The organism is Actinosynnema pretiosum (genome assembly GCF_024171695.1).
GTDB classification, from domain to species: Bacteria; Actinomycetota; Actinomycetes; order Mycobacteriales; family Pseudonocardiaceae; genus Actinosynnema; species Actinosynnema pretiosum.
Genome location: NZ_JAMTCF010000001.1, coordinates 841629 through 849079 on the forward strand (window position 1 = coordinate 841629; position 7451 = coordinate 849079).

Annotated in this window: 3 protein-coding genes; 1 reads left to right on the plus strand and 2 read right to left on the minus strand. The window is 76.7% G+C overall.

The window, feature by feature from the left end:
- Positions 1 to 171: 171 nt before the first annotated feature.
- Positions 172 to 882: a GntR family transcriptional regulator gene (locus LV78_RS03275; protein WP_253843204.1), complete on the plus strand. Its 711-nt coding sequence runs from the start codon at positions 172 to 174 to the stop codon at positions 880 to 882.
- Positions 883 to 885: 3 nt separating this feature from the next.
- On the opposite strand, the gene LV78_RS03280 is transcribed toward LV78_RS03275, so the two are convergent.
- Both LV78_RS03280 and LV78_RS03285 read right to left on the minus strand, forming a co-directional pair.
- A complete protein-coding gene (locus LV78_RS03280) occupies positions 886 to 2034 on the minus strand; it encodes an HD domain-containing phosphohydrolase (protein ID WP_253843206.1) in 1149 nt (382 codons plus the stop codon).
- 234 nt (positions 2035 to 2268) lie between these two features.
- Positions 2269 to 6963: a response regulator gene (locus LV78_RS03285; protein ID WP_253843207.1), complete on the minus strand. Its 4695-nt coding sequence runs from the start codon at positions 6961 to 6963 to the stop codon at positions 2269 to 2271.
- Positions 6964 to 7451 lie beyond the last annotated feature (488 nt).

Here is a 7451-nt window from a genome sequence, read left to right on the forward strand (position 1 = left end):
GATCGGCCGACACCCTCGCGGGACGGTGAGGTTTCGTGCGCGGGGGCGGGTGGGGGAAGTTGCCGGGGTGGGCGCAGGTGGGGCGGGTCGTCGCGGGTGTCGGGCGCTGTCCGGCGTGGTGGGCCGCCTCTGGGAGAATTCGGGGTGATCGCCTCACGAGGGAGTCAGTCCATGATCGTCAGCCCGGTTCGCCAGCCGCCGCTCGGGGAGCTGCTGCTCGCCCAGTTGCGCGTCCTGATCGTGCGCGGGGAGCTGGCCTCGGGGACGCACCTGGTGGAGGGGTGGATCGCCGAGCGGTTCGACGTCAGCCGGGGGCCCGTGCGGGACGCGCTGCGGCAGCTGGAGGTCGAGGGGCTGGTCGAGACGCGCAAGCGCGGGGTCCACGTGCGCGGGTTGACGGACGAGGACCTGGTCGAGCTGTACGCGCTGCGCGGGGCGTTGGAGGAGCTCGCCGTGCGGGAGACCATCGCGCGGGCGGCCGACGCCGACTGGGGGCCGCTGGACGACGCGCTCGACCGGATGCGGGCGAGCGCCGAGGCGGGGGACGCGGCCGGGTTCGTCGCGGCCGACCTGGACTTCCACCTCGGGTTCTGCGGCATCGGCGGCAACCGGTGGCTGACCTCCACCTGGTCGCTGCACCGGCCGCTGTTCTCGGCGGTCCTGGAGATCACCAACACCGGGCGCGACCTCGGGCCCATCGCGCGGGACCACGCCGCGCTGTCGGACGTGGTGCGCTCCGGGGACGTCACCAGGGCGCTGGCCGAGCTGCGCGCCCACCTGGACGACTCGTGCGGTCGCATCCGGGCCGTGCTCGCCGCGCGCGGCGACGACGTGGCGGAGGCAGCGGAGGCGGAGGCAGCGGCGGAGGACGAGCGGGGCTGAGCCTCAGCACAGGACCTGGATCGGCTCCTCCACGCCCACCGTGCGCGCGTAGTGCTTCAGGCGGATGAGCAGGGTGTCGGTCACCGGCTCGCCCTTGCGCAGGAGCATCACCCCGGCCGTGGTCAGCACGTCCTGGTCCAGCACGTGCCCGGTCATGATCTCGTCCACGCCCAGCGAGCGCAGCACCCGCCCGCCACCGGCCACCAGCTCCGCGCCGAGCGCCGCCGACACCAGCGCGGCCGGGAAGCCCTGCTCGGTCAGCCGGGGCGCCAGCTCCTCCGGGGGCACGCCGCCCTCCACGCCGAGCAGGCAGGTCACGGCCGTCGCGAACACCAGCTCGCCCGGCCAGCCGCGCTTGCCCGGCGCGTCCACCGCCAGCGGGGCGCGCGCGGCGGACAGCTCCACCGGCTGCGCGCCCACCCACGCGGCCACCCGCTCCAGCCTCGGCACCCGGCCCAGCAGGGTGCGGGCGAGGTTCGGGTGGCCCGCGACCAGCGCGCGCTCCGCCTCGGCCAGCTCCTCCCCCGCGACGACCTTGCGCAGCACCTCCTCGGGCACGCTCACGCACCCGACCTGGCTGAGCAGCGACGCCAGCCGCACCTCCCAGCCGTCGGCGACCTCGACCGCCTCGGCGACGGCGTCGACCAGCGCCCGCACCCGACCGCCGCGCGCGGCGGCGACCGGGCTGGCCGACGAGAGCAGCTCGCTGAGCACCTCGACGGCGCCGTTGAGGGTGCGTTCGAGCAGGTCGCGCTCGGCGTGCAGCAGCTCGTACTGGCGCAGCGCGTCGTCCAGCGCCCGCGTCAGGTCCTCGGCCCCGCAGGGCTTGGTGAGGAACCGGAACAGCGAGGAGTTGTTGACCGCCGCGATCGTGGCGCTCATGTCCGCCTGGCCGCTGAGGATCATCAGGACCGTGTCCGGGGAGATCCGGTTCACCGACGCGAGCAGCGCCGCGCCGTTGACCACCGGCATCTGCATGTCGGACACGACCACCGCGAACGGCTCGCGCCGCTCGGTCGACTCGCGCACCAGGCCGATCGCCTCGGCGCCGGACACCGAGGTCGACAGCTCGTAGCGACCCCGCAGCATCCTGCGCAGACCGTCGAGGACGCGCTGCTCGTCGTCCACCATCAGGACCCGCCGGTTGCTCATGCCCCGCCCGCTCCCCTGCGCTCGACCGACCACCGGAAACACCCGTAGAACGTTGGCGCCGCCGGACCGCCGGACCCGGTGGTCCGGCGGGCCGGGCGGTCCGCGCCACCGGAGCGGCGCGGACCGGTCCACCGCCGCGACCGGTCACCGGACGGGCTGACGTCCCGGCGACCGGGCGCCCCGGCGGCCTGGCGACCGCTCGGACGGTGATCGGCAGGGCCAGCCTGGCCCAGCTCAGCGATCCCGGCCGGTCGACCGGGGGTGCGTCACCGGATCGAACGGTTCGGCGGGCGCGAGTGCCTCGGTCAGCGCGGCGCAGGTGCGCTCGGTGAGCGCGGCGATCTCGACGGCCAGGCGCTCGGCGAGCCCCCGGTCGCCCTCGCGCGCGGCGGCGACCAGCCGCTCGCACGCGGCCCCCAGCGCCCGGCCACCGAGGGTGACGCTGCTGCCCTGCAGGCCGTGCGCGAGGCTGCCGGTCAGGGTCAGGTCACCGGCCAGGACCGCCGCGCCGATCGCGGCGGCCTTGTCCGGGGCGCGGCCGGTGAACGACTCCAGCAGCTTGGCCGCCGCCTCCGGCCCGAGGTCGCGCGTCTGGTCGACCATCTCGGGGTCGAGGAGGTCGGCGGCGTCCGACGCCTGACCGATCGGTCCCGCGCCGGGGAAGGGGGCGGTGTCCGGGAAGGGGGCGGTGTCGGGGTGGCTGGCGGTACCGGGGTGGCTGGCGGTACCGGGGTGGGTGGCGGCATCCGGGAGGGACGCTGCGCCGGAAAGGAACGTGGCGCTCGGGAGAGGCGTGGCGCCGGAGAAGGACGTGCCGCCGGGGAGAGGCGTGGCGCTCGGGGGCGCGCCGCCGGGGAAGGACGTGGCGCCCGTGGCCGGTGCACGACCGGGGTCGCCGGGGCGGGCCGCGTCCCGGCCCCGAGCGTGCCGGGCCGGACCGCCGCGACCGGGAGCGTCCTGGCCGGGGCCGCCCTCCTGGCCCCCTGCGCCAGGACCGCCGCGACCCGCGCCCCTGCGCCCGCCGCCCGCTCCCCCGCCGAACCCGGCAGGCCCGTCACCGCCACCGACAGTCCCGCTGGCCCCTCCGGTCCCGCCCGCCCCGCCGCCGCCTGCGGCCCCTGCGGCCCCGAACCCGGCCCGCACCCCCGCCGACGCGGACACCGCACCGTCGCCCTCGCGCCTCGGTCTCGGCGCCGGTGAGCGGACCGCGCGCAGCAGCGCCGCCTCCAGCACGTCCCGGCGCAGCGGCTTGCTCAGGAAGTCGTCCATCCCCGCCTCGCGGCACCGCTGCGCGTCCGACGCCAGCGCCGAGGCGGTCAGCGCGATCACCGGCACGCTCCCGCGCGGCGGGGCCAGCGCCCGGATGCGCTCGGTGGCGCGGTAGCCGTCCAGCACCGGCATCTGGCAGTCCATCAGCACCGCGTCGTAGTGCTCCCCGCGCACCGCCGCCACGGCCTGCTCGCCGTCGGACACCACGTCGACCCGGTGCCCCAGGGCGGTCAGCATCTCGACGGCCACCAGGCGGTTCACCTCGTTGTCCTCGGCCACCAGCAGCCGCAGCCCGGCGCCCGCGGGCGCGGGTTCGGCCGGGGTCCGCTCCGGCGCGCTCACCTGGGGCGCGTCGCCGTCGACCAGCCTGGCCACCGCCTCGCGCAGCGCCCTGGCCCGCACCGGCTTCGCCAGGTACACCTCGATGCCAGCCGCCCGCGCCCGCTTCGCCTCCACGGCGTCGCTGGTGGAGGTGAGGATGCCCAGCGCGGTGCCCGCGATCCGCCGGTCGGCCCTGATCAGCCCGGCCAGGCCGAGGCCGTCCAGCCCCGGCATCCGCATGTCCAGCAGCGCCACGTCCAGCGGCTCGCCCGCGTCCACGGCCGCGCGCAGCTCCCGCAGCGCCTCGTCCGCGCCGTCCGCGCACACCACCCGCGCCCGCCACGCCCCGAGCAGCTCGGACACCACCTGGCGGTTCGTGGCGTTGTCGTCGACGACCAGCACGGACAGCCCGGACAGGTCCGGTCGGGCGGTCGGCGGGGCCGGGGGCGCGGCGGCGGGCGGCAGCGGGAGGGTGAAGTAGAAGACGCTGCCCTCCCCCGGCTCGCTGGCCAGCCCCATCTCGCCGCCCATCAGCTCCACGAGCTGCTTGCTGATGGTGAGCCCGAGCCCGGTGCCGCCGTACTGGCGGGTGGTGGACGCGTCGACCTGCGTGAACGCCTCGAACAGGTGCCGCTGCCGCTCCTCGGGGATGCCGATGCCGGTGTCGGCGACGGTGAACGTGACCTCGTGCCCGGACTCGCCCGGCGCGGCGGGCGCGACGTCCACCCACACCACGACCTCGCCCTTCGGGGTGAACCGGATCGCGTTGGACACCAGGTTGACCAGGACCTGCCGGATGCGGTGGGCGTCGCCGACCAGCGCGGGCGGCATCGGCGGGTGCACCACGGCGGCGATCTCCAGCCCGGCGGCCTGCGCGGAGGCGGCGAGCAGGCTGACCACGTCCTCGACCAGCGCGCGCGGGTCGAAGTCGACCGGGTCGATCTCCAGCTTGCCCGCCTCGATCTTGGAGAAGTCCAGGATGTCGTTGATGACGGCGAGCAGCGCGTCGGCCGAGTTCTGCAGGGTCTGGGCGTAGTCGCGCTGGCGGCGGTCCAGGTCGGTGTCGAGCAGCAGCTCGGTGAGGCCGATGACGCCGTTGAGCGGGGTGCGGATCTCGTGGCTCATGTTCGCCACGAACGCCGACTTCATCCTGGACGCGGACAGCGCCTCGTCGCGGGCGCGGGCGATCTCCTCCTCGGCGGCCTTGCGCTCGGTGATGTCGCGGACGAACGCGCTGAACACCCGGTGGTCCTCGTAGTGCGAGGACCACAGGGTCAGCTCGGCCGGGAACTCGGAGCGGTCCTTGCGCCTGGCCACGACCTCGCGGGTGGTGCCGAGGACGGTCGGCCTGCTGCCCTCGATGATCCGCCGCACCCCGCCCAGGTGGTCGGCCCGCTGCGGGTCGGGCACGACCAGGTCGACCAGCGCGGACCCGAGCGCCTCCTCCCGCGACCAGCCGAAGATCCGCTCGGCGCTGTTGTTCCACCTGGTCACGACCCCGTCGGGGCGGATGGTGACGAAGGCGTCGCCCGCCGCGTTGAGGATCGAGTCGGTGTGGGCGGCGCTGCGGGCCAGCCGCTCCTCGGCGAGCCTGCCCCTGCGCTCGCTGCGGACCGTGACGACCAGGCCGACCAGCAGCATCTGGAGCAGCAGGGTGGTCACGGCGAGCACCCGGCCGGTGAACCGGGCGACGCCCGCGAAGGCGGTGCGCGAGTCGATGCTGGCCACCACCGCCCAGCCAAGGCCCGGCACGGACCGGTAGGAGGTCTCGACCGGGTTGTCGGCGGTGCCGGTGGTGGCGCGGCCCTGCTGGCCGCGCAGGGCGGCGGCGATCTGCGGGTCGCCGAGGCCACTGGTCAGGCCGGGGGTGCCGAGCTGCTCGCCGGTCAGCAGCGACCCGCCCCGGTCGGCGACGGCGAGCCGCACGTCCTGACCGGCGGCGAGGCCGCTGACGAAGCCGGTGAGGGCGCCGATGGGGAAGCTGGTGGCGATGACGCCGACGATCTCGGTGCCCGCGCGGACCGGGGCGGCGATCGCGACCAGCTCGGGGTGGTCGGCGCGCAGGCCCTCGTACACCTGGGACACGTACGGGCCGCCGGTGCTCAGCGCGCCCTGGAAGTAGTCGCGGTAGGCGAAGTTGTTGCGCGGCGGGGTGGCCGGACCCGGTGAGACGGCGACCAGGGTGCCGTCGGCGTCCATCGCCCAGGTGGCCTCGAACATGGGGTTCTGCCGCTGCAGGGAGGTGACGGCCTCGCGGACCGCGTCGAGCGCGCCGGTCGACTCGGCGAAGTTGGCCTCGCGGATCTCCGGGCGCTCGGCGTAGGAGCGGACCAGGGCGCGGGCCGAGTCCAGGGTGTTGGCCAGCTCGGCGGCGGCGACCTCGGCGGAGGCGTCCAGGCGGCGCTCGACCTCGGCGGTGACGGTCTGGCTGGCGACCGCGACGGACAGCTGGGCGAGCACGCCCAGCGGGAGCAGGCCCGCGACCGCGAACACCAGGCAGACCCGGACCGTGCGGTTGCGCAGCCTGCGGCGCAGGCGGGGGTCGTCGGTGCGGTCGCGGTGCCGCAGGGACACCCTGACCAGCACCGGGACCGTGGCGATCAGCGAGACGGCGGCGATGCCGACGACGTCGTCGATGGAGGACTGGAGGGCGCGCTGGGCGAGCAGGACCGGGAGCGGGGCGACGCAGCCGACCAGGACGGCGCGGCTGCCCCAGCCGAGCGCGCGCGGGCCGCGACCGGCGTCCGGGGCGGGCAGGGTGGCGGTGAGCAGGACCGGGGCGAGCAGGGCGACGGCCGGGGTGATCGGGGTGAGCAGGGTGGCCAGGAACCAGGTGAACGCCCAGTGCAGCAGCCGGGAGCGGCGGGGCGTGCCGACGACCAGGAACGCGGCGGCGGAGACCGACAGGAGCAGGACGGCGGTGACCAGCTCCAGCACCGGTTGGGTGGTGGGCAGCGCCCAGACGAGCACGCCGGTGGACAGGGCGACGACGCAGAGGTCGAGCAGGGCGGTGCCGCGCGGGCGGACCAGGCCGAGCAGGGCGGCCACCGCGAGCGCGCCGCCGACCTCGGGCAGCGCGGGGACGCCGAACACCCAGCCCGCCGAGGCGATCACCTGGGCGGCGGCCAGCACCCACCAGCGGGGCGTGCCGAGGCGGGCGGTGACGACGAGCAGGGCGGCCACGCCGACGCCGAACACGACGCCGGTGGTGGTGGACGACGGCCAGACCCACAGGCCGAGCGCGACCAGCAGGCCGAGCACCACCCAGGCTGACTCGCGGGTGCCCCGGTAGGTGACCGGCCGGGGGTCGGGCGAGCGGGGGTCCGGTGAGCGCACCACCAGGTGAGGGTGCGCCCCGGTGGGGGGTGGGGGGTTGCGCGGCACGGGGAGTTCTACGCGGACGGGTGAGAGGTTCACCCCTTTCGGGACACCTGGGAGAGGGACGGGGTGGGTGGCGGTCAGGCAGGCGGCGGGGGCTGGGCGGGATGGCGCGGGCGCGGCGGGCGGAGCGGGGCACGGCGCGGGGAGGCGCGGGGCGATGCGGCCCGGCAGGACGCAGGGCTCGGCGGGTGCGCGGCGAGGCGACGCGGCGCGCGGCGGGGCAGAGCACGGCGGCGCGAGGTGCGCGGCGCGTTGGGGCTCGGCGAGGCAGGGCGCGGCGGGGGGCGGGGCTGGACGCGGCGGGGCGGCACGAGGCGGCGCGGCGCTGGACGGCGCGGCGGGGTGCGGGGCGCGGGCGCGGGGTGCGGGTGCAGGGCGCGGGCACGGGGCGCGGGTGTGGGGCGCGGGGCGCGGGGTGCGGGGTCGGGGTGCGGGGTCGGGGTGCG